At 70.0% G+C, this 18,683-nt stretch carries 18 protein-coding genes; 4 read left to right on the top strand and 14 right to left on the bottom strand.

Going from position 1 to position 18,683, the window contains the following annotated elements; all coding sequences use genetic code 11:
- Positions 1-8: 8 nt before the first annotated feature.
- Together CIK71_RS13015 and CIK71_RS13010 are read right to left on the bottom strand one after the other, a co-directional pair.
- Positions 9-776, bottom strand: coding sequence for a methyltransferase domain-containing protein (locus tag CIK71_RS13015; RefSeq protein ID WP_096166105.1), 768 nt, complete (start codon positions 774-776; stop codon positions 9-11).
- A gap of 106 nt (positions 777-882) precedes the next feature.
- Positions 883-1,809, bottom strand: coding sequence for a LysR family transcriptional regulator (locus CIK71_RS13010; RefSeq protein ID WP_096166104.1), 927 nt, complete (start codon positions 1,807-1,809; stop codon positions 883-885).
- 92 nt (positions 1,810-1,901) lie between these two features.
- Between CIK71_RS13010 and CIK71_RS13005 the strand changes: the two genes are divergently transcribed.
- Complete coding sequence (locus CIK71_RS13005) at positions 1,902-2,999, top strand: EamA family transporter (RefSeq protein ID WP_176485646.1); 1,098 nt, start codon at positions 1,902-1,904, stop codon at positions 2,997-2,999.
- A gap of 131 nt (positions 3,000-3,130) precedes the next feature.
- Here the strand turns inward: CIK71_RS13005 and leuA are convergent, their stop codons facing one another.
- The 6 genes from leuA to CIK71_RS12975 all read right to left on the bottom strand — a co-directional run bounded on the left by leuA (position 3,131) and on the right by CIK71_RS12975 (position 9,433).
- Positions 3,131-4,945: a 2-isopropylmalate synthase gene (gene leuA, locus CIK71_RS13000; protein ID WP_096166103.1), complete on the bottom strand. Its 1,815-nt coding sequence runs from the start codon at positions 4,943-4,945 to the stop codon at positions 3,131-3,133.
- A 196-nt stretch (positions 4,946-5,141) separates the two neighbouring features.
- Positions 5,142-6,155, bottom strand: a complete 1,014-nt coding sequence (gene era, locus CIK71_RS12995; protein WP_158541862.1) for a GTPase Era — start codon at positions 6,153-6,155, stop codon at positions 5,142-5,144.
- Positions 6,145-7,503 (bottom strand): hemolysin family protein, encoded by a 1,359-nt coding sequence (locus tag CIK71_RS12990; RefSeq protein ID WP_096166102.1) that lies wholly within the window; start codon positions 7,501-7,503, stop codon positions 6,145-6,147. The genes era and CIK71_RS12990 overlap by 11 nt, the downstream gene beginning before the upstream one ends.
- Before the next feature lie 46 nt (positions 7,504-7,549).
- Positions 7,550-8,011 carry an rRNA maturation RNase YbeY gene (ybeY, locus tag CIK71_RS12985; protein ID WP_096166101.1) on the bottom strand — a complete coding sequence of 154 codons (462 nt, stop codon included), beginning with the start codon at positions 8,009-8,011 and terminating at the stop codon, positions 7,550-7,552.
- Positions 8,012-8,014: 3 nt separating this feature from the next.
- Positions 8,015-9,064: a PhoH family protein gene (locus CIK71_RS12980; RefSeq protein WP_096166100.1), complete on the bottom strand. Its 1,050-nt coding sequence runs from the start codon at positions 9,062-9,064 to the stop codon at positions 8,015-8,017.
- Positions 9,065-9,070: 6 nt separating this feature from the next.
- Complete coding sequence (locus CIK71_RS12975) at positions 9,071-9,433, bottom strand: histidine triad nucleotide-binding protein (protein WP_096166099.1); 363 nt, start codon at positions 9,431-9,433, stop codon at positions 9,071-9,073.
- Between the two features lie 78 nt (positions 9,434-9,511).
- On the opposite strand from CIK71_RS12975, the gene CIK71_RS12970 reads away from it, so the two are divergent.
- Positions 9,512-10,054, top strand: a complete 543-nt coding sequence (locus CIK71_RS12970; protein WP_096166098.1) for an NADPH-dependent FMN reductase — start codon at positions 9,512-9,514, stop codon at positions 10,052-10,054.
- A gap of 104 nt (positions 10,055-10,158) precedes the next feature.
- Here CIK71_RS12970 and CIK71_RS12965 read toward each other — a convergent pair whose 3' ends face one another.
- The 6 genes from CIK71_RS12965 to hrcA form a co-directional block, all read right to left on the bottom strand.
- Entirely contained in the window at positions 10,159-11,028 is an 870-nt protein-coding gene (locus tag CIK71_RS12965) for an ABC transporter permease (protein ID WP_096166097.1), read from the bottom strand.
- On the bottom strand, positions 11,021-11,848 hold the full coding sequence (locus CIK71_RS12960; protein WP_096166096.1) for an ABC transporter permease: 828 nt from the start codon (positions 11,846-11,848) through the stop codon (positions 11,021-11,023). The genes CIK71_RS12965 and CIK71_RS12960 overlap by 8 nt, the downstream gene beginning before the upstream one ends.
- On the bottom strand, positions 11,845-12,840 hold the full coding sequence (locus CIK71_RS12955) for an ABC transporter ATP-binding protein (RefSeq protein ID WP_096166095.1): 996 nt from the start codon (positions 12,838-12,840) through the stop codon (positions 11,845-11,847). Before CIK71_RS12955 ends, CIK71_RS12960 begins: the two co-directional genes overlap by 4 nt.
- 328 nt (positions 12,841-13,168) lie before the next feature.
- Positions 13,169-13,957, bottom strand: coding sequence for a 16S rRNA (uracil(1498)-N(3))-methyltransferase (locus CIK71_RS12950; RefSeq protein ID WP_096166094.1), 789 nt, complete (start codon positions 13,955-13,957; stop codon positions 13,169-13,171).
- Positions 13,958-13,994: 37 nt separating this feature from the next.
- Positions 13,995-15,125 carry a molecular chaperone DnaJ gene (gene dnaJ / locus CIK71_RS12945; protein WP_096166093.1) on the bottom strand — a complete coding sequence of 377 codons (1,131 nt, stop codon included), beginning with the start codon at positions 15,123-15,125 and terminating at the stop codon, positions 13,995-13,997.
- Positions 15,126-15,265: 140 nt separating this feature from the next.
- Positions 15,266-16,276 carry a heat-inducible transcriptional repressor HrcA gene (gene hrcA / locus CIK71_RS12940; RefSeq protein ID WP_096166092.1) on the bottom strand — a complete coding sequence of 337 codons (1,011 nt, stop codon included), beginning with the start codon at positions 16,274-16,276 and terminating at the stop codon, positions 15,266-15,268.
- Between the two features lie 94 nt (positions 16,277-16,370).
- Between hrcA and CIK71_RS12935 the strand changes: the two genes are divergently transcribed.
- Entirely contained in the window at positions 16,371-17,273 is a 903-nt protein-coding gene (locus CIK71_RS12935) for a DUF3097 domain-containing protein (RefSeq protein WP_096166091.1), read from the top strand.
- A 208-nt stretch (positions 17,274-17,481) separates the two neighbouring features.
- On the top strand, positions 17,482-18,498 hold the full coding sequence (locus tag CIK71_RS12930; RefSeq protein WP_096166090.1) for a DUF4870 domain-containing protein: 1,017 nt from the start codon (positions 17,482-17,484) through the stop codon (positions 18,496-18,498).
- The last annotated feature ends 185 nt before the right edge of the window (positions 18,499-18,683 follow it).

The following is an 18,683-nucleotide window of genomic DNA, read 5'->3' as shown; positions in this document are numbered from 1 at the left end:
GGCGGGCCTCAGCGTGGACGACGGCCGACGGCGAAGACCCTCCGGAAGGGCAGCACGACTCCGTGGCCGGAGTCCGGGTAGGCCGTGCGCAGTCGGTCGCGATACTCCTGCTCGAAGGCTGCACGGAGATCGGCCGGCAGTGCCTGGAGCGTGGGGCGGGCTCCGGTGCCGCTGACCCACTCGAAGACCGGGTCCTCCCCGTGCAGGACGTGGAGGTAGGTGGTCTCCCAGGCGTCGGTCTCCAGTCCGAGACCCTGCAGGGTGCGCAGGTAGGTCGCCGCATCGTGCGAGGAGGGCACGGTCACGTCCCGCACGTGCTGGGCAAAGGGCTCCTGCGCGGCCAGATCGCGCCGGATCCGATGGCTGGGCTCCTCGAAGTTGCCCGGCACCTGCATCGCGAGCCAGCCACCTGGTGCGAGCATCCCCACCAGGCGCGGAAGCAGCGTGAGATGGTCGTCCACCCATTGCAGGGCCGCGTTGGACACGAGCACGTCCACGGGTGCGGACGGCTCCCAGCAGCGGAGATCCGCTCGCACGGCGGAGATCCCGGCGATCCCTCGGGCTCGCTCGATCATCTCCGGACTGGAGTCGACGGCGGTCACCTCGGCGTCCGGCCAGCGCTCGGCGAGCAGCGACGTCAGGGTGCCGGGGCCGGCACCGAGGTCCACCACGCGTCGCGGAGCGTCGGCGTGGATCCTCGCGGTGAGCTCGAGGAACGGACGCGCCCTCTCGTCCTCGTAGCGGAGGTACTGCTCCGGGCTCCAGCTGTGCGTCATCGCGACCTCTCCCACCGAAAGTATCTTGAGACCAAGGTACCTTGCGCAGGGATGCCCCACAAGCAGGGCACGGGCCGCGCGGCCTGCACGCGCCCAGGAGGCTCTCTCAACGCCCCAGGGTCTCCAGCCCCTGCAGGTCGGAGACGCGTCCGGCCGCCTCGAGCAGGGCCGCACGGAAGGCCAGCAGCGAGGGATGGCTCGCCGCCCCGGCGCGGGCCGCGGTGTAGAGGGAGCGGTGGGGGTCGCCGGGCAGGCGCAGCACGCGAGTGCCGCCGAGGTGCTCCGCAGCGATGATTCCCGGGACGATGGCGACCGCGTGCCCGGAGCGGACCAGGTGCACCTGCAGCAGCGGGTCCGGGGTGGTGAAGCGGGTGCGCGGCTCGATGCCCGCCGAGCGCAGATAGGTGCGCTCCCAGATGCCCGTGCGGGAGGCGGACGGGTCCAGCGCCCACGGCGCTTCGACGAGGTCGCCGAGCGCGCCCGCCTGCGACCACTGGCCCGCATCCGGCAGCACCAGCAGGAGCGGATCGCGCAGCAGCGCCTCGCGGTCGGTCCCGCGCCGCACCACGCGCTGTCCGCCCGGATAGTCCTCCCCCAGGATCACGTCGTGCCGATGCGCGAGCAGACCGTCATAGGCATCGCCGACCTCCTGCTGCGCCATCTCCAGCTGCAGCAGCGGGTGGTGCTGGGCGAGCACGCCCACCGCGGCCGGGGCGAGCGCGATCATCGGAGTCTGGAAGGAGGCGACCCGCAGCACTCCGGAGGCCTCGCCCTGCGCGAGCACGAGCTCGGCCTCGGCGGTCTCCGACAGAGCGAGCATCTCCTCGCCGCGACGGGCGAGCCGGACCCCGGGTTCGGTGAGCACGACCCGCCTCCCCACCTGCTCGAACAGGGTGACCTTGGTCTCCCGCTCCAGCAGCGAGAGCTGCTGGGAGACGGCAGAGGGCGACATCGAATGCGCTCGCGCGATCGCCGACATCGTCCCCAGCCTGTGCAGTTCGTGCAGCAGGAACAACCGGTGCAGGTTCAGCACGTCGACCTCCGAGTAATGTGAAGTTCTGCTTCACGGTACAGGTCGCGAACATTCACTGGACCCGGCTGGAGGCGAGGCCCCAGAGTAGAGCCGTGACGACTTCCGCTTCCTCCGCTCCCACCGCTCAGGCGCCCGTCGCGGTCGCTTCCCGCGGCGGCTCCGGTGTGCCGCTCACCCCGGTCCTGTTCATCCTCGGCTCGTGCATATCCCTGCAGTTCGGCGCAGCTCTGGCCACCCAGCTCTTCCCCGCGCTCGGGTCCTGGGGCACCACTGCACTGCGCCTCGGCATCGCCGCGATCGTGCTGCTGGTGATCGTGCGCCCGAAACTGCACCGCTTCACCCGTCAGCAGTGGATCGCCGTGCTCCTGTTCGGCGGGGCGATCGGAGCCATGAACGGCAGCTTCTACGCCGCCATCGCACGCATACCGCTGGGCACGGCGGTGGCGATCGAGTTCCTGGGGCCGCTGGCCGTCTCCGCCCTGCTCTCGACGCGGCGCTCCGACCTGCTGTGGGTGGTTCTGGCTCTCGGCGGCGTCGGCCTGTTCGGCGTGGAGTCCTTCACGGGTGCGGCCGCGCTGGACGGGCTCGGGGTGCTCTTCGCTCTCGTCGCCGCGGTGTTCTGGGGCACGTACATCCTCACCAGCGCACGGGTGGGCAAGCTCGTGCCGGGTCAGGACGGTCTCGCCGTCGCGATGGCCGTCGGTGCTCTCCTGGTGCTGCCCTTCGGGGCCTCCGGGGCTGTCACCGGTGTGCTGGACCTGCACCTGCTGGCGCTCGCGGTCGGCACCGCTCTGCTCGCCTCGGTGCTCCCCTACACGCTCGAGCTCGCCGCGCTGCGGCGACTGCCGCGCCATGTCTTCGGGATCCTGCTGAGCCTCGAGCCCGTGATCGCCCTGCTCGCCGGCGTGCTGCTGATCGGGCAGGAGGCGACCGCCCTGCGGGTCGCCGCGGCTGTGCTGGTCGTCGGTGCGAGCGTCGGCATCACACTCACCGCTCGCAGCACGGCGCCCGGTGAGCCGCAGCCGGTCGACGAGGCTCCGGGATGGGAGCTCCCCACGCCCACGCACGCGACGCTCACCGGGGAGATGCCGATGCTCACCGAGGAGGATCTCATCGCTGAGAATCTCATCGCGGAGGATCTGGTCGCGGACGGCCAGCCGGCCGAGGACGGACCGCGCGCGGCGGAATGAGAACGGGGCGTGAGCGGCACCTGCTGACGACTGTCATCGCAGGATTGCTGCTCACGCCCCGTTCGCCCTGCACGTCCTGCACCCCTGCACCCCCTGCACGGCAGCCTGCTGGCCAGGTGCGGGATCGCTGATCAGATCCGGGCGCGCTGCTCCCGATTCAGGGCCGAGATGATCGCCTCGAGCGAGGCCCGGGTGATCGAGCCGTCGATGCCGACGCCCCAGAAGATCCGGTCGCCGATCTCGCACTCGATGTACGAGGCGGCCAGAGAGTCATCGCCCTCGGTGAGGGCATGCTCGGCGTAGTCGAGGATCCGCACGTCGATCTTGCGCTCGGCCAGGGCCTTGACGAAGCCGTCCAGCGGCCCGTTGCCGATGCCCGTGACGATGTGCTGCTCGCCGTCGACCACGAGGGTCACGGTGATGCGGTCCGCACCCTCACCGGTGGACTCCTGATGGATGTCGGTGATCGCGAACCGACCCCACCGCCGGGAGTCGTCGGTGGCGGGCAGGTATTCGTCGGTGAAGGCGTCCCACAGCTTCTCGGGGCTGACCTCCCCGCCGTCGGCGTCCGTCTTCTGCTGGACGATGCCCGAGAACTCGATCTGCAGGCGACGCGGGAGATCCAGGCCGTGCTCGGTGCGCAGCAGGTAGGCCATGCCGCCCTTGCCGGACTGCGAGTTCACCCGGATCACCGCCTCGTAGGAGCGGCCGAGGTCCCTCGGGTCCACGGGCAGGTACGGAACCCGCCACACCAGATCATCGACGTCCTTGCCGACCTTCTCGGCGTCGGACTCCATCCGCTCCAGGCCCTTCTTGATGGCGTCCTGGTGGGATCCGGAGAAGGCGGTGAAGACGAGGTCGCCTCCGTAGGGACTGCGTTCGGGCACCGGCATCTGATTGCAGTGCTCGACGGTGCGGCGCACCTCGTCGAGATCGGAGAAGTCGATCTGCGGGTCGATGCCCTGGCTGAACAGGTTCAGGCCCAGGGTCACCAGGTCCACGTTGCCGGTGCGCTCACCGTTGCCGAACAGGCAGCCCTCGATGCGGTCCGCGCCGGCGAGGTAGCCGAGCTCTGCCGCGGCCACGCCGGTGCCCCGGTCGTTGTGGGGGTGCAGCGAGAGCACCACGGAGTCCCGGCGATCCAGATTCCGGTGCATCCACTCGATCGAGTCGGCGTAGACGTTCGGGGTCGCCATCTCGACCGTGGCCGGGAGGTTGATGATCATCTTGTCCGTGGGCGTGGGCTTCACGACGTCGATGACCGCGTTGCACACGCGCACGGCGTACTCGAGCTCGGTGCCCGTGTAGGACTCGGGCGAGTACTGGTAGGTGACGCGCGTCTCCGGGATCGTCTCCTCGTACTTCTTGCACAGCAGAGCGCCCTGGACGGCGATGTCGAGCACCGCGTCCTCGTCGGCGCGGAAGACGACATCGCGCTGGACGACCGAGGTGGAGTTGTACAGGTGCACGACGGCGCGCTCTGCGCCGGCGATCGCCTGGTACGTGCGCTCGATCAGATGCTCGCGGGACTGGGTGAGGACCTGGATGGAGACGTCGCTCGGGATCCGGTCCTCGTCGATCAGGGTGCGCACGAAGTCGTAGTCCGTGCCGGAGGCGGCCGGGAAGCCGACCTCGATCTCCTTGTAGCCCATCGCGACGAGCAGTTCGAACATCCGCAGCTTGCGCTCGGAGTTCATCGGGTCGATGAGGGCCTGGTTGCCGTCTCGCAGGTCCACCGCGCACCAGCGCGGGGCGCGGGTGATGCGGCGAGCGGGCCAGGTGCGATCCGGGAGATCCACGGTGATCTGCTGATCGAAGGGCAGGTACTTGTGGATCGGCATGCCGGAGGGCTGCTGCGGGGCGTCGCCGCTCGTGCCGACGACGGGCTCCGACGGGTCGCGCACGGCGGCGATGTCAGAAGCGGAGGTGATCGTGGAATCAGTCATCAGGGGAAATCCTTCTCGCTGGGGTACCGGTCGCCGGACACAACGTCAGCCGCGGCGGGGTCCCGGCGTTCAGGTCCCGTCGCGGCGGCTAAGCAGGAGCAGCGATCCACGCATGCCGCAACGTTAACACCGTCGCTCCGGCTCCTCGGGGCCGCTCACGATGCGAACAGTCCGGCCAGGAGACGCAGCTCGGCGCTCAGAAGCCGAGGCGGCCCAGCTGCTTGGGATCGCGCTGCCACTCCTTGGCGACCTTGACGCGCAGGTCGAGGTGCACCTTGCGGCCGATCAGGTGATTGATCTCGGCACGGGCCCGCGACCCGACCTCCTTGAGGCGGGAACCGCCCTTGCCGATGATGATGCCCTTCTGGCTGTCGCGTTCGACGAACAGCGTCGCCCGCACCACGAGCCGCCCTTCGCCGGGGGCGACGTCGGCGAACGGGTCGTCGGGATCCGTCTCCACGACCTCCTCGACGACCACGGCGATCGAGTGCGGGAGCTCCTCGCGGACGCCCTCGAGCGCGGCCTCCCGGATGAGCTCCGAGATCCGATCGTCGCGGGACTCCTCGGTCAGCTGGTCATCGGGGTACAGCTGCGGACCCTCGGGCAGCTGCTTCGCGATCACCTCGAGCAGCACGTCGATCTGGTCCCCGCGTACGGCGGAGATCGGCACGATCTCGTCGAAGTCCATCATCTGATCCACGGCCATCAGGTGCTCGGCCAGGCGATCACGGCTCACCAGGTCCGTCTTGGTGACGATCGCGACCACGCGGGGGCCGCGGCGGCCGGTGCGCATCTCGACCAGGTCCTCGCAGATGAAGCGGTCGCCGGGGCCGACCTTCTGGTCCGCCGGGAGGCAGAATCCCACCACGTCGACCTCGCCGAGGGTCTCTCGCACCAGGTCGTTCAGCCGCTCGCCGAGCAGCGTGCGCGGACGGTGCACTCCCGGGGTGTCCACGAGGATGATCTGGGAGTCCTCACCGGTGACGATGCCGCGGATCGCCCGACGGGTGGTCTGCGGCTTGCTCGAGGTGATCGCGACCTTCTCCCCCACCAGTGCATTGGTCAGCGTCGACTTGCCGACGTTGGGCCGGCCCACCAGGGCCACGAAGCCCGAGCGGTGGGCGGGGCGCTCGGCGCCTTCGCCGCCCCCCGCGGCTCCGGTCGACGGGTCGGGTGCGGCGGCGGTGGTGGGGTCGAGGTCATCGGTCATCGCGGGTCTCCTGGTCAGTGTCCTGCATGTCGTCGTGCTCATCCTGCGCGTCGTGTGCGTCCTGGACCCGCGACACGATCACGGTGGACAGTCGTCTGCGGCGCCCCGAGGTCGCCTCGCCCTCGAGCACCAGTCCGAACGCCTCGGCCCGGGATCCGACGATCGGCACGTGGCCGGTCACCTTGCCCAGCAGGCCTCCGACGCTGTCGATGTCGTCGTCCTCGAGGTCGAGGTCGAACAGCTCGCCCACCTCCGAGAGGCCTGCTCGGGCGGGTACCCGGAAGCGTCCGTCGCCGAGGTCCTCGGGTTCGGGCTCGACGGGATCGTGCTCGTCGGCGATCTCGCCGACGATCTCCTCGAGGATGTCCTCGATCGTGACGATCCCGGAGACCCCTCCGTATTCGTCGACCACCACGGTGATGTGCACGTGGCTGGTCTGCATCTGGCGCAGCACCTCGTCGGCCGTGACGAACTCCGGCACGAAACGAGCGGGACGGAGGATCTCGCCGACGGGGCGGTCCGGTCGCGGATCCCAGGGCGAGTGGATCGCCTTCATGAGGTCCTTCACGTACAGCATGCCGCGCAGGTCGTCGACGCTCTCCCCGATCACCGGGACCCGGGAGAAGCCGGAGCGGACGAACAGCTGGACCGCGTCGGCGGCGGTGGACTCCGCCGAGATCGCCACCATGTCGGTGCGGGGCACCATCAGCTCGCGCACCATCGTGCCGCGCAGATCGAAGACCCCCTGGATCATGTCCCGCTCGCCGTCGTGGACGTGCTCGTCCTCCAGGGCCCGGTCCACGTTCTGACGGGCCTTCTCCGCACCGTCATCGGTGCCGTCCTGGGACCCCGGGCGGGCCGCGAGATTCGCACCCACGCTGGTCAGCGCCGTCGTCGGCAGCCAGAGCACCACACGCACCGCGCCCACCAGGGCACGGCACGAGATCAGCACCGATTCGGGTCGGCTGAGCCCCATGGTGCGCGGAGAGATCACGAGGATCACCAGCAGCAGCAGGGCGGCGCCGACGACCGTCACCACGGTCGGGGCCAGCCAGCTGGCGCCGATGCCCAGCTGATCGGCGGCCATGAAGGCGACGCCGGCGATCGAGGTGACGGTCACCGCTTCGGCGAGCATGCGGCCCAGCGAGACGGACAGCAGCGTGCGAGCGGCGTCCGAGTGCTGGGCGAGCACCTGGGAGCGGACCGCCTCGGGCTGCTCGGCGAGGACCTTCTCGAGGGAGCCGCGGGAGACGGAGAGGTAGGCGCCGTCGACGGCCATCAGCACGCCCGCGACGACGAGCGCCACGAGGCCCAGCGGCACCAGGACGATCAGGGCTGTGCTCAGCATGATCGACCGTTCCGGTCAGGCCGCGCCGCAGGCATGGCGAGGGCGCTCAGCTCTTCCCCCGGGAGGCGAGGAAGGTCAGCAGCAGGGTGCGCTGGAGGTCGAACATGACCTTCCGCTCATCCTCCTCCATGTGGTCGTAGCCCAGGAGGTGGAGGATCGAATGGCAGGTCAGCAGCAGCATCTCCTCGATGGCGCTGTGACCGGCCTCGGCCGCCTGCTTCGCCGCGACGCTCGGGCACAGCACGACGTCGCCGAGCAGCCCCTCCGGCGCCGGGTGCTCGGCCGTGCCGGGGATGAGCTCGTCCATCGGGAAGCTCATGACATCGGTCGGGCCGGGCAGATCCAGCCACTGCACGTGCAGCTTCTCCATCGCGTCCTCGTCGACGAAGAGGATCGACATCTCGGTCGCAGGGTGCAGGTGCATCGCCTCGAACACGGAGCGCGCGCAGTCGACGAACTCGGTCTCGTCGACGGTGTAGGTGGTCTCGTTGCGGATCTCGATGGTCATGTGTCAGTTCCCCGTGGTGGTGGTGCGGTGGCGGGAGTCCCGGCTGCCTCCCGGGCGGATCTCCCAGCGTCCGTAGGCCTCGACGATGTCGGTGACCAGGCTGTGGCGCACGACGTCGCGGGAGGACAGGCGGCAGAACGAGATGTCGTCGATGCCCGAGAGCACCTGTTCGACGACCCGCAGTCCGCTCTTCTGGGAGCCCGGCAGGTCGACCTGGGTGACATCGCCCGTGACCACCATGGTGGAGTTGAAGCCGAGACGGGTGAGGAACATCTTCATCTGCTCGGGCGTGGTGTTCTGCGCCTCGTCGAGGATCACGAAAGCATCGTTCAGGGTGCGACCGCGCATGTAGGCGAGCGGCGCCACCTCGATGGTGCCGGCGCTCATCAGGCGCGGGATCGACTCGGGATCGAGCATGTCGTGCAGCGCGTCGTAGAGCGGTCGCAGGTACGGATCGATCTTGTCGTTGAGCGTTCCCGGGAGGAAGCCGAGCCGCTCCCCCGCTTCCACGGCGGGGCGCGTGAGGATGATCCGGTTCACCTCCTTGCTCAGCAGCTGCTGAACCGCCATCGCCACCGCGAGATACGTCTTGCCGGTGCCGGCGGGTCCGATCCCGAAGGTGATGGTCGAGGAATCGATCGCTTCGATGTACTTCTGCTGGCCGAGGGTCTTGGCCCGGATGCTGCGGCCGCGGGCGGACAGCACCGTGCGGGTGAGCACCTGTTCGAGCTTCTCGCCGGAGGCTCGCTCGTCCCCATACAGGTTCGCGGCGCGCTGGACCGCCTCGGTGGTGACCGCCTGGCCGCTCCCGGCGAGCTCGATGAGGCTGCGCATGATGTGCACGCTGCGACGCAGAGCATCCTCGGTGCCGCGCAGGGTCACCTCGTGGCCCCGCACATGAACGTCTGTGTCCGGCACTGCATCCTCGAGCGCGGCCAGTGCCTGATCGTTCTCGCCGAGCACCTGGAAGGGGCTCAGATGCTCCGGGATCGCCAGCTTCCGCTCGAGCACCTGGGGGGCGCGTCCGGGCGGCGGGGTGAGGGCATCAGCCAAGATCAGTCACATTTCTCCTTCTGCGAGCGGCCCGCCCGCCAGGACGTGCGCATGCACGTGGAACACGGTCTGTCCGGCGCTCTCGCCGGTGTTGAAGATCAAACGGAAGTCACCATCGCCCAGATCAGAGGCGATGTCTCCGGCGACGGACGCGACATGGCCGAGCAGCTCCGGCCGCTCGGCGAGCTCGCGCACGTCCCGCCGGTGCTCCCGCGGCACCACGAGCACGTGGACCGCGGCCTGCGGATGCAGGTCCTTGAAGGCGATCACCTGGTCGTCCTCGTGGACGCGCTCGGAGGGGATCTCTCCCGCGACGATCCTGCAGAAGAGGCAGTCCGGGTCGCGGCTGTCGGTGGCGGTGTCTCCCATGCTCCGAAGTCTACGGGAGCGAGACTCGGCACAAGAGGGTTGGGAACTCCCCCAGAAGTATGAGAAGTTTCAGCCATCATGACAAAGCTTGGAATCATCCTCAGCAGTGCCCGCCCGAACCGCGTCGGCGAGAAGGTGGCCCGGTGGGTCGCCGCCTCCGCCTCGGACCAGTTCGAGATCGATCTCATCGACCTCCGCGAGGTCGCTCTGCCCAGCTTCGACGAGCCCAGCAGCCCGAAGTCCGGTGCGGACAAGACCACTGATCACGGTCGGACCTGGGGGGAGCGCATCGGCGCCCTGGACGCCGTGGTGATCCTGACCCCGCAGTACAACGGCGCCTACCCCGGCGCGCTCAAGAACGCGATCGACTTCCTCTACGCCGAATGGCAGAACCTGCCCACTGTGCTGGTCGGCTACGGCTGGGGCGCCGCGAACGAGGTGCTGCCGATGCTGGAACGTCTGATGCTGCGCCTGGATGCCGATGTGGTGGGCAGCGTGGGGCTCGGCTTCCGCGACGACCTCTCGGTCGAGGGCGAGCTGTTCGTCACCGAGGAGAAGGTCGCCGCGCTGCAGACCGCTCTGAAGACGATCGAGCAGAAGGTGCTCACCCCCGCCGCGTGACCACCCGATCCGGCGGACCTGCTGGTCCGTCCGTTGCCCGTGCGCTCCTCCAGGCGCTCTGGCCCGTGGTCCCCGCCGGCGAGCTGCCGACGGGGCCCACGCCGTCAGTGCCCCGGGCTCGCGTACCAGCGCGAGAGGTACCGGAACACGGCCACGCCGGCGACCAGGATCACGGGTCCTGCGAGCGGTGAGAGCTGAGCGAGCCACAACGGCACGACCAGGCCCTCGGTGTGTCCGAGCACGACGGTGGCCGGCAGGTAGGCCATGAAGGCCAACGGCAGCAGGAACGTGAGGAGCCAGGTGCCGACCGTCCCGAAGATCGTCATCGGATAGGCACCGAAATCGGTCAGCACGCGGTCGATGGTGTCCTTCACGCGGGTGGTGGGTCCCATCCGGAAGTCGAGCCCGGAGACCCCGATCTGCAGGCCTGCCTCGACCAATCCTCCGCCGATCGCCGCAAGCGCCACGTAGACCACGGACCACGCCGACCAGGTGATGTCCACCCGGGACGCGGCGGCGAGCAGGATCGCCGCACCGAGCACCAGATCGCCCAGGGTGCCGGGGTTGAAGAACCTGGTCAGCAGCTGCATCAACGGAGGTGCCGGGCGCAGCAGGTAGCGGTCCCAGTCCCCGTTGCGCACCGCGAGCGCGCTCGCGCGATGCTGGCCGAAGTTGATCGTGCACACCCCGTGGGCAGTGAGGCGCAGTCCGTACAGGAAGGCGACCTCTGCCACGTCCCAGCCGGCGATGGTGCCGAAAGCGTTCAGCAGCACGCCGATGAAGGCGAGCTGCGTGCCCTGGAGCGCGGCGCTGCCGAGGAAGGTGAGCACGAGATTCATCCGGTGCACGCGCATGCTCCGCCAGGTCGCCCCGAGCAGGATCGCGTAGGTGCGCCAGGACGGGACGGGCCGGGCGAGGGTGCCCTGCCGCGGGCTCCCCTGCGGGGCGGACGAGGGGGCGGAAGAGTCAGCCACCGAAGATCACCAGCCTCCGGATCGCCCGATGCCATACGAGCGTCGCGAGGGCGACCAGAACCGCGACCCACATGGCCTGCAGGCCGAGGGCCCTGACGGTGTGCCAGCCGGGATCCTGATCCACGTAGATCGACAGCGGCACGAACACCTGCGCGGAGAAGGGCAGCAGCGTCAGGGAATCCTGGAGCCAGGCGGGCATGAACCACAGCGGGATCAGCGCTCCTGACGAGAACTGGGCGAGCATCCGGTAGATGAGGAACGCTCCGCCCGTCTCGAGGGTCCAGAAGCCCACCAGGCCCACGGTGAAGTTCACGATCAGGGCGATGGTGAAGCCCAGCATGAGCGAGAGCAAGCAGGCGGCTCCCGAGAGCCAGGACCCCGGCTGAGAGATCGCCCCGAGCGCGAGACCCACCACCAGCGCTGCCCCGGCCGCCGGCAGCTGGGCGAGCGTGCCGCCCAGCTGGCGGGCCAGCGCCACCGGCACTGCGGAGATCGGCCGCATCACGTCGAACGCGATCGCTCCGGTGCGGAGCCTGCCCAACAGCGAATCGAAGATGAACGGTTGAAAGATCGTGGTGGTGAGCACGCCGAGCACCGCGTAGGTGACCGCATCGCCCTGGGCCACCCCGGAGACGACCGTCCGCTCCCCGTAGACGGCGGTCCACACGAGATGCACGAGAATCACCTGGAGCACGCAGCCGACGATCCCCGTCCAGGTCGACGCACGGAAAGCGAACTGGGAGCGTGCGGCGTGCCGCACAGAGGCCCGCAGCCCGGCGCGTACCCGCCGGGCGGGCAGCCGCGCCGTGGCGGTGCTCATGCCACCACGCCGCGGTCGGTGTAGATCTGGCGGATCACGTCCTCGACGTCGGGTTCCCGCGAGGAGAGGTCGGTGATCGCGAGTGACGAGGTCAGACGGCCGATCGCTGCGGGCGCCGAGAGGTCGGCGGGATCGAAGCGGAACGTCGCGCGCACCTCGTCCCCGGCGGCGACGGTGCGCGTCAGGGTCAGCCCGGGGACATCGGTGGAGTCCGGAATGCGCGGAGCGCTCACCACGATCTCGCGGAAGGGTGCATAGCGGTCGCGGAGACTCTCCAGGCCGCCGTCGTAGAGGATCCGCCCGTCGTCGATGATCACCACCCGCCGCGCGAGCTGCTCGATGTCGGAGATGTCGTGCGTGGTCAGCAGCACGGTGGTGCCCTCGGTGCGGTTCTGCTCCGCGATGAAGTCCCGAATCCGCGCCTTGGCGACCACGTCGAGGCCGACGGTCGGCTCGTCGAGGTACAGCACCGGCGGGCGGTAGAGCATCGCCGCGACGATGTCCCCGCGCATCCGCTGTCCGAGCGACAGTGAGCGCACGGCGGTGTCCAGGAAGGGGCCCATCTCCAACAGGTCCACGAATCCGTCGAGGGAACGCCGGTAGTCGACGGGATCCAGGCCGTACAGCGAGGCGATGAGGTCGAACGACTCCCGCAGCGGCAGATCGGTCCACAACTGGCTGCGCTGGCCGAAGACCGCACCGATGTTGCGCGCGTTGGCGCGGCGATCCTTCCAGGGGACGATCCCTTCGACCTCGACGTGCCCGGAGGTCGGCACGAGGACGCCCGTGAGCATCTTGATCGTGGTCGACTTGCCCGCGCCGTTGGGGCCCAGATAGCCGACGATCTCGCCGTCGTCGATGCGCAGGGAGACGTCATCGACGGCCCGTGTGGTGACGGTCCTGGTGCTGAGGAAGGAGCGCAGCCCGGAGAAGCGTCCCTGCACGCGCTGCGGGCGCGTGAACTCCTTGACGAGGGTCTCGGCCCGGATCATCGCCGCATCCCGACGCCGGGGCCCGCCAGTCCGAGAACGGGCAGGAAGGAGTCGGAGATCATGGTGGACGACTCTACAAGCAGGAGTGCCGCCGGTCACACGCTTTCACCGAGACAGTGCATCGCAGGGTGCCAGCCGGACTCGACGACTGGTCGGACCGCATCGTCCGTCAGCGGCCCGTCTCCGTCAGCGACCTCTGTCCGTCAGTCGCACGTCCCGCGGGGCCCGTGCCCCCACCCGAACCAGGTCCTGGTCAGCACGAGCGGCCGACCGACGGCCGACGCCGGAGGCCAGGCAGCCTCCAGGGCCGGTCAGCCTTCGGGGCCGGTCAACCCCAACGGCCGATCAGCGAGCTCAGCACCGCGATCGTGGCGGGTCCCGCGGTCGAGGTGCGCAGCACCTCCGGGCCCAGCAGCACGGAGCGCGCGCCCGCCCCTTGCAGGGCGGCGAGCTCGTCGGGGCTGACGCCGCCTTCGGGGCCGACGACCACGATGATCTCGGCGACATCGTCCGCGCTGGCTGTGCGCAGCTCGTCGCTGAGACTCATGAGGCCCACGTGCTCCTGCTCGTGCAGGACCAGCACGAGTGCGCCGTCGGCTGCGGCCTCCGCAAGCGCCCCGACGAGCTGCTTGCTCGTCGCTGCCGGGTCGACGGACGGGATGCCGGGCCGGCGGCACTGCTTCACGGCGGCGCGCACGGTGCCCTCCCAGCGGGCACGGCCCTTGGTGAGCTTCTCCCCGCGCCAGACGGAGACGGAGCGCTCGGCGATCCACGGCACCACGCGGTCCACCCCGAGCTCGGTCGCCGACTCCACGGCCTGCTCGTCGCGACCGCCGGTCGCCAGCGCCTGCACCAGCGTGAGCTTCGGCAGCCGCTGGATCGCCGCAGACGGGTCCGCCAGCAGCCGCAGGTCCAGCGCCTCCTTGCGGGCAGTGACCACCTCGGTGAGCACCTGGCGCCCGGGAGCGTCGGTGAGCTGGAGGTTCTCCCCCACACCGATCCGGGCGACCTTCGCCGCGTGGCGGCCCTCCTCCCCGTCCAGGGTGAGCAGATCGCCCTCGCGCGCCAAGCTCAGAGAATCGTCGAGGATCAGGAACCCGGGCGGGGTGGTGGGCATGTCGGCTCCAGTGCGGTCAGGGGATGCGGACGTCGGCTCAGAGGTCTCGCAGGCGGTCACGCAGCTTGGAGAACGGACCGTGACCCTTGCGGCGGGTGCTCTCGTCGCCGCGCAGGGCGGCGAACTGCTCGAGCAGCTCGCGCTCCTCGTCCGTCAGCGAGCTCGGCACGGCGACGTCGAGGACGACGCGGATGTCGCCCCGGCGCTCGCGGCGCAGCGGGGTCACACCGAGGCCCTTGAGAGTGATCTCGTCGCCGGGCTGGGCGCCCGGCTTCACGTCGATCTCCTGGGCGCCGTCGAAGGTCTCCAGCGGGATGGTCGCGCCGAGCGCAGCGGAGGTCATCGGGACCGCCATGGTCATCACCAGGTCGTCGCCGTCGCGCACGTAGACGTCGTGGTCGGCCACGGCCAGCTCGACGAACAGGTCGCCGGAGGGGCCGCCGGCCTCGCCGGTCTCGCCCTCGCCGCGCAGCTGGATGCGCGTGCCGTTCTCCACGCCGGAGGGGATGCGGACGGTGACGGAGCGGTCCGACGGGGTGCGGCCGTGGCCGGCGCAGCTCGTGCAGGGCGTCTCGATGACGTCGCCGTGGCCCTCGCAGGTGGGGCACGGCGCCATGGTCACCATCTGGCCCAGCAGCGACTGGGCGACGCGCTGGACGTGGCCGCTGCCGTTGCAGGCGGTGCAGCGCGTGGGGCTGGTGCCGGGCTCGGCGCAGGCGCCGCCGCAATGCTCGCACAGCACTGCGGTGCGGAAGTTGACCTCCTGCTCGGTGCCGAAGACGACGTCGCGCAGGTCGATCTTCACGCGACGCAGGACGTCCCCGCCGCGGCGCTGGCGGGGCACGGGGCCCTGGTTGCGCCCGCGCATCCCGGCGGCGCCGGCGAACATGTCGAAGATGTCGTTGACGTCGAAACCGGCGCCGCCGCTGAAGCCGCCGAAGCCGCCCCCGCCCATGCCGGGGCCGCCGCCCATGTCGTACTGACGGCGCTTGTCGGCATTGGAGAGCGTCTCGTAGGCCTGGGAGACCTTCTTGAACCGCTCCGCGGCTTCGGGGTCGGGGTTGACGTCCGGGTGGAGGCTGCGGGCGAGCTTCCGGTACGCCTTCTTGATCTCCTCGGTGGAGGCCTCTCGGGAGACGCCGAGGAGTTCGTAGTAGTCGTCGTTCACGGTGGAGGATCCTTACCGGTGAGTCGGGGCGTCAGGAGCCGTGGCGGGCGGACGCGGTGTGATGCTGACGGATGGGTGGGACGGTCCGAGAGGACCTGACGGTGCGGGCGCATGCGCGCAGCGGCGCGGTGCCCGCGGTGTCATTCGAGATATCGCGACACGTAGCGCGCGATGGCCTGCACGGTCGAGATGCCGGAGACGTAGTCCATGCGGCTGGGGCCGAGGATCGCCAGGTGCGATCCCGCACCGTACCCGGCGCCGACGAGCGCCGCCTGATGCAGCGCCTGATCCTGCAGCTCGGCGCCGATGCGCACCTCGACCGCGCCCGGGGAGGCATGCATCTCGGTGAACAGGCGCATGAGCACCAGCTGCTCCTCGAGCACGTCCAGCAGCGGCTCGACGTCGCGTGCGAAATCCTGCGCGGCGCGGGCGATGTTGGCGGTGCCGGCCAGCATGATCCGGTCCTCGGTGCGGGTCGCAGCGAGCGCGGAGAGAGCATCGACCACCTCGACGGCGGCCGGGCGCTCCGACAGCGGCAGGGTCTCGCAGAGATCCGCGAGAGGACGCCGCAGATCGGTGACCTCGCGGCCGGCGACAGCGCGGTTGAGCTGATCGCGCAGATCTGCGTAGAACTCGACCGGCTGGCCGGAGATCACCGGGACGGTGCGCTGGTCGACCCGACCCGATTCGGTGATCAGGACGACCAGGAGCAGGGACTCGGCGACCTTGACCAGTTCCACGTGGCGGATGCGCGCCTGCCGACGGGCCGGATACTGCACCATCGCGACCTGCTGGGTGAGCTGCGCCGTGAGACGCACGGTCCGGCCTAGCAGCTCCTCGACGTCACCGGAGTCCTCCAGCAGGGTCTGGATGGCGCGACGTTCGGGTGCCGACAGCGGTTTGACCGTCGCGACGTGGTCCACGAAGGCGCGGTAGCCCTTGTCCGTCGGGATGCGCCCGGCCGAGGTGTGGGGCTGATGGATCAGCCCTTCCTCCTCGAGCGAGGACATGTCGTTGCGAACGGTAGCGGCCGAGACGCCGAGCTCATGGCGATCCAGCAGCGATTTGGAGCCGACGGGCTCACGGGTGGAGACATAGTCCTCGACGATCGCACCGAGGATCTGCAGTTTCCGGGCGTCCGTGTCCCTCACCTCCTGCGTTGCGTGCGGCTGGCACTTACCCGTGCCGAGTGCCAATCCTACGCGCCCCCGGCGATGCTCGCAGGGAGGCGTTCGCCACGAGGGTATGGTGTCGCGCGTGCCTGCAGCATCCGGAAGCTTCCCCGACCGGTACGGCCATGACGTGCTGTCCTCCGGTCCTCCCGCCCATCACCGTCGCCGTCCCGCGGCCCGTGAGGTCCCCGCCCAGCGGGACCTGGTCGTCGAGGAGGCCTCCACCGGCTTCACCGGCGCCATCACGCGCGTGGAGAAGATCGCCGGAGAGCTGATCGTCGAGCTCGAGGACGGGCGCGGCAGGCGCCGCACCTTCCCGCTCGGCCCCGGCTACATGATCGACGGCAAGCCCGTGGTGCTCGTCCGCGCCACCGCCCCGGCTCCGCAGACGCCGGTGCGCAGACGCTCCGCGAGCGGATCGGTCTATGTCGAGGGCGCGAAAGCACGCACCGCCCGCGCCTCCCGCATCTGGGTGGAGGGCACCCACGATGCCGAGCTGGTCCAGAAGGTGTGGGGCCATGATCTGCGTATCGAGGGCATCGTGGTCGAGCAGCTGGAGGGCGCCGACAATCTCGTCGAACGCGTCCAGGACTTCTCCCCCGCCCCCGGCAGGCGGCTCGGAATCCTCGTGGACCACCTCGTCCCCGGTTCGAAGGAGTCCCGCATCGCGGCGGACGTGATGCGGCTGCCCGGCGCCCGCGGCAACGTGACCGTGCTCGGCCACCCGTACGTCGATGTCTGGCAGGCCGTGCGCCCGGCCCGGGTGGGCCTCGAGGCATGGCCGCACATCCCCAAGGGCACCGACATCAAGGTCGGCTCCCTCGCCGCGCTCGGCTGGCCTCACGAGGACCAGGCCGACATCGGGCTGGGATGGAAGCGGATCCTGTCGACCGTGCGCTCATATGCCGACGTCGAGCCCTCCCTCTCCGGCCGGATCGAGGAGCTCATCGACTTCGTGACCATGGACCCCGCCTGACCCTGCCCTGGACCTGCTCCGTCGCTTCCTCGTTCTCTCGCATCACTTGTCGCGTGCCCCCTGCGACGCTCCTGCACCGGACGGGCATGGGGGTAATCCCCCGCTCGAGTCTGCGGTTCCCCCTGGGGACCCGGCACGCCGGGCTGACTAGGCTGGTTGCATCAGCTGTCGTCGGCCCCTGCGGTCGGCCCGACCCGAAAGAGGAATCATGAGCCAGATCCCGCACCCGAACGATCCGTACGGCACCGAGCCGGGACACGGCGTCCCCGAGCAGCCGTCGGTCCCCGAGGCCCCTGCGGGCTCCATGCCCGCCGCCGGCGACCAGAACGCCGCGGCCGGCCAGAACCCCGTCGACCCCTATGGGCAGGATGCGTCCCGCGAGGGCTTCACCGCCTCTGCCGCGGACGAGGACCAGGCCAGCCCGACCTCCGATCCGGCCCTGCACCCGCATGATCCCTTCGCCTATTCCGCGAGCGCCCAGCCCGCCGGTGCGTCGGCCGATCCCGAGCAGGTCTCCGCTGCGTCCCCGTACGGCGCCTCCGCGGCGTCCGCCAGCGGGGCTGAGGACCCGTATGCGGCGAGCTCCGGTGCCGGCGCGGCGTGGCAGGCGCAGCCCGGCTCCTACGACCAGTCGGGCCAGGCGGGCCAGGCGGGCCAGGCGGGCCAGGCGGGCCAGGGTCAGTACAGCCAGCCCGTTCTGGCAGGCCCGCAGGGGCAGCACCAGCAGGGTCAGCCCGGGCAGCAGGGGCCGTACGCCCAGCAGCAGGCTCCCTATCCCGGCCCGGCCGGGGTCGATGCGCCGCCGCCCGGCACCGAGGGCGTGTATGAAGGCCCCCTGACCGGTCAGCCGGTCAACGACTCCGACGCTCGCCTCTGGGGAATGCTCTCCCAGCTCAGCGTGACCCTCGGCCACGTCATGACCTGGGGCTTCCTCGGCTGGGTGGGACCGCTGATCATCTTCCTGGTCTACAAGGACCGCAACCGCTTCGTGCGCTTCCACGCGGCGGAGGCCCTCAACGGAGCGATCAGCGTCGCGATCGCCACCGTCGTCCTTTGGGTCGCGATCGGCATATTCGGTATCCTGACTCTTAGTCTCGGATGGGCACTGTTCCCGCTCGCCGGTGTTCCAGTACTGGTTCAGCTGGTGTTCTCGATCATCGGCGCCGTCAAGGCGAACCAGGGTCAGTGGTGGAGCTACCCGCTGAACATCCGTCTGGTGAAGTGATCTGAGCTCCCCCGGGAGCACCTGGTCGACGAGGGCCCTGCGATCCGTGGATCGCAGGGCCCTCGTCCGTCCCCCTCCGGCGTTCGACGAGCCTCGATGCCGTCAGCGCCTCAGCTCCTCTCGACGCCGTCCGCTCCCTCGGGGGTGCACCTCTCCTCGGGAGCGCAGGGACGACAGCTGCCCGT

This window comes from Brachybacterium alimentarium (assembly GCF_002332425.1).
GTDB classification, from domain to species: domain Bacteria; phylum Actinomycetota; class Actinomycetes; order Actinomycetales; family Dermabacteraceae; genus Brachybacterium; species Brachybacterium alimentarium.
This window is presented reverse-complemented; position numbering and strand designations above follow the sequence as displayed.

Bases quoted from the DNA above. Each gene is read 5' to 3' on its own strand.
- CIK71_RS12955 (WP_096166095.1), bottom strand. From the start codon at position 12,840: ATGATCCGGGCCGAGACCCTCGTCAAGGAGTTCACGCGCCCGCAGCGC.
- CIK71_RS12930 (WP_096166090.1), top strand. From the start codon at position 17,482: ATGAGCCAGATCCCGCACCCGAACGATCCGTACGGCACCGAGCCGGGA.
- CIK71_RS12975 (WP_096166099.1), bottom strand. From the start codon at position 9,433: ATGGGAGACACCGCCACCGACAGCCGCGACCCGGACTGCCTCTTCTGC.
- leuA (WP_096166103.1), bottom strand. From the start codon at position 4,945: ATGACTGATTCCACGATCACCTCCGCTTCTGACATCGCCGCCGTGCGC.
- CIK71_RS12950 (WP_096166094.1), bottom strand. From the start codon at position 13,957: ATGCCCACCACCCCGCCCGGGTTCCTGATCCTCGACGATTCTCTGAGC.
- CIK71_RS12960 (WP_096166096.1), bottom strand. From the start codon at position 11,848: ATGAGCACCGCCACGGCGCGGCTGCCCGCCCGGCGGGTACGCGCCGGG.
- CIK71_RS12970 (WP_096166098.1), top strand. From the start codon at position 9,512: ATGACAAAGCTTGGAATCATCCTCAGCAGTGCCCGCCCGAACCGCGTC.
- ybeY (WP_096166101.1), bottom strand. From the start codon at position 8,011: ATGACCATCGAGATCCGCAACGAGACCACCTACACCGTCGACGAGACC.
- CIK71_RS12935 (WP_096166091.1), top strand. From the start codon at position 16,371: ATGGTGTCGCGCGTGCCTGCAGCATCCGGAAGCTTCCCCGACCGGTAC.
- era (WP_158541862.1), bottom strand. From the start codon at position 6,155: ATGACCGATGACCTCGACCCCACCACCGCCGCCGCACCCGACCCGTCG.
- CIK71_RS13015 (WP_096166105.1), bottom strand. From the start codon at position 776: ATGACGCACAGCTGGAGCCCGGAGCAGTACCTCCGCTACGAGGACGAG.
- CIK71_RS12990 (WP_096166102.1), bottom strand. From the start codon at position 7,503: ATGCTGAGCACAGCCCTGATCGTCCTGGTGCCGCTGGGCCTCGTGGCG.